This is a genomic window from Acaryochloris sp. IP29b_bin.137 (assembly GCF_028285745.1).
GTDB lineage: Bacteria > Cyanobacteriota > Cyanobacteriia > Thermosynechococcales > Thermosynechococcaceae > Acaryochloris.
Genome location: NZ_JANQOP010000313.1, coordinates 1 through 2,428, shown reverse-complemented (window position 1 = coordinate 2,428; position 2,428 = coordinate 1). Strand labels below are relative to the sequence as shown.

Genomic DNA, 2,428 nt, shown 5'->3' with positions numbered 1-2,428 from the left:
TGGGTCGATATGGGAGGTATTGGAACCCTCTGGATGAGTGAATGCATCGCATCCGAGGGTTTTTTATGGCATGAATTAACTAGTTGTTTATACTCTAACGATTGTTCACAGACCAGGCCTGAGAAGAACTACGGAATTATTGTTTTTTTTGCTAGATTAACTGCCAGTAAATACACCCATATCTCCGTTCTCCCGATAGAATAAAAGCAACTTAATCAAGGGCAGGTGAAAGGCATATTTCATAGATTTTCAATCTATGAATAGATATTGAAACTACAATTGCCTGCTTTCTCTAGCACGGTCTGAATCAAAAGATGTCATAGGGAGCAAGTATGGACACTCAAATCAATGCCGCCCATCAGGATACGCAATTTAATTTTTGGCAGCATTGGTATCCGATTGCCCCGCTTGAGGATTTAGATCCACAGCGTCCCATACCCATTACGTTATTGGGACAGCACTTTGTCATTTGGCAACCGAAAGATTCTGGCAAATATCTCGTCTTCCAAGATTTATGTCCCCATCGCTTAGCTCCCCTCAGCGAAGGCCGCATCGATGACCAGACAGGACATCTAATGTGTAGTTACCATGGCTGGCAATTTGACCCGCAAGGGCTCTGCACTCACATTCCTCAGGCGGAATCAATCACGCCTCAGCAATCTCAGCTCTATTGTGTCACCACCTTACCCACGCAAGAGCAGAGTGGCCTGTTATGGGTATGGCCAGATCCTCAGACCCGAGATAAGGCCGCTCATCAACCTTTACCGCTCTCTCCCCTCATGGTTGAGAACAAAGGATTTGTCACGTCCTCCGTTATGCGAGATTTGGCCTATGATTGGCAAACTTTAGTTGAGAATGTCTCTGATCCCAGCCACGTCCCCTTTTCCCATCACGGTGTCCAAGGGAATCGTGAACAAGCTATCCCCATACCTATGGAGGTTCTCCACTCAACTCCAGAGCTAATCGAAGTCCAAACCACTGGAAAGTTCTCGACCCAAATTACCTTCCAGCCACCCTGTCGCTTGGAATACCAATTTTCCATTGGGGAAGGTCGGCGGGCTGGCATGATCACGTATTGCATTCCCATTGCGCCGGGTCGGTCTCGAATTGTGGCCCTATTTACTCGCAATTTTGCTAAAGGTCTGAAAAAAGTGACTCCCCGTTGGGTGGAACATCTCATCAGTCGTAACCCAGTATTGGATGGCGACATGATTCTCTTACATGCACAAGAAAGGCAGTTTCTCCAACGCACCCAGACTGAAAAGTGGCAGACCGTCTACAAATTGCCCACCAGTGCAGATCGCTTAGTGATTGAATACCGCGGATGGTTTGAAAAGTACTGCCAAGGGCAACTTCCTTGGGACACTACCTCAGACTCAGACTCATCTATAGTTTCTTCACCATACGACCATTTACAACCTTTCTTGAGAGAACAACGACAGCACCTCTTGGACCGTTACCACCAACACACCCTGATATGCAGTAGCTGTCGACAAGCTTTAGCCAGAATCAAAGTGTTGCAGCAGATTTTGTTGGGGGTCTTTGTGATCGCAATTTCAAGCGCTGCAGTTCTGCCAGATTCCTTGAGAGCACCCTGGGGAATCTCGATCGTTCTAGTCGGTTTAGTCGCGTTAGGCATTCGATACGGGTTGAAATATTGGCTAGAACCCAAATTTTATTTCGTCGATTATGTCCATGCCGATCGTTGAGCTGCATGGTTGATTTTGAATCCATCCCCAAGCTCTGCAGTTTTGGTAGGCAAAGCGCTGTAGGAGCTTAAAATCTTACGCTTGCAGCAGACTCACTATCACAAAATGCTAGAGATACGAAAAATCTACGTGGTTATTTTATAAATTTTTATTAACTTATATAAATCCTCTGCAGTGCATTCGACAGACTTTGAAAGGATAAGCCAGTCAAATATTGCCTTCATTACAATCTAGCCCATTACAGAACAACAAATACCTGAACAATTCTTTCTATAGATAGGCTTTCAGGCTTTTCTGATTCAGTCATCATCGTAAGAAAAGTCTTAGCCCAAGTTTAATGAGACGTCGATGCGATCGCACTATCATTCTACTGATCAGATAGGGAGTCGATCCGCATAGAAGTATCTCCTAGCATTGTTTTCCAGCTCTCTCTTCCGTATTTATTTCAAAATATTAAGAATTCTGTTGACTCCTGCCTATGTAAATCATGAGTATTAAGTAATTTTTCTTAGCCTGTTTGGGCCTAGCGGGAGGATATACTTCTAGAACAGAAACGCTTGATGTTGTTGAGGTCGCGTATGGATTCGCCCCCTCCTATGTTGTTTGCGTCGATCACAGCTTTTTCTATGACGCTAGCTGTGTTCCTTTACATAGGACTTGGTGTACTAGGGATTGCCCTACGAAGATTGCGACTCCGTCACGGTGAAGCTTCTTGGGGA

General features: G+C 45.1%; 1 protein-coding gene. It reads left to right on the top strand.

From position 1 onward, the window contains the following. Positions 1–332 precede the first annotated feature (332 nt). Entirely contained in the window at positions 333–1,709 is a 1,377-nt protein-coding gene (locus Q0991_RS21640; protein WP_299492480.1) for a Rieske 2Fe-2S domain-containing protein, read from the top strand. Positions 1,710–2,428: the final 719 nt, after the last annotated feature.